This is a genomic window from Microbacterium sp. P2_F9, assembly GCF_056403635.1.
Map to the genome: position 1 here is coordinate 1 of NZ_JBFUFC010000426.1, position 568 is coordinate 568.

Consider the following 568-nt stretch of genomic DNA (forward strand, 5'->3'; position numbering starts at 1 on the left):
CCCCGAGGCTTATCGCAGATTGCTACGTCCTTCTTCGGCTCCAGATGCCAAGGCATCCACCGTTTGCTCTTAAAGATTTGAAAATCACATGAGTTCGTCTCGTTCGGCCCGAACCCTAAGGTCCGGTTTGAAATTGACTAATGATCTTTAAGATCATCAATATGAAATGACCACGCTCATCACCCCACCAGCCGAAGCCGGTGAGGAAGATTCACGAAAGTCATCTCAAAGATGCTCGCGTCCACTGTGTAGTTCTCAAAGTACGGGCGGTACCTCCCCCACCTGCCAGCAGCGCCGGCAAACAAGAAAAGGTCCAGAGGTTTCGTCAGGCCCAACCTTCCGGTCGAGCACATCCGGTCCCTCAGGACCCAACAGCGTGCATGTACGAGACCCGACGCCCCCCACGTTTCCAGCTGCAAGCAGCGTACTAAGTGTGAAACCTCATCCCTCGCACCTTGTCAATTGTTCCACCCATGAGCTACCAGTCGAGAACGTGTGTCTCGAATCTGGCGCCTGGACACCCTCAAGAGGATGCCAGATGCTCCTTAGAAAGGAGGTGATCCAGCCG

1 rRNA gene is annotated in these 568 nt (G+C 54.0%); it reads right to left on the reverse strand.

The features are described 5' to 3' along the window. Positions 1-83, reverse strand: a 23S ribosomal RNA gene (locus tag AC1DVT_RS20540); the annotation flags it as partial. Between the last annotated feature and the right edge of the window lie 485 nt (positions 84-568).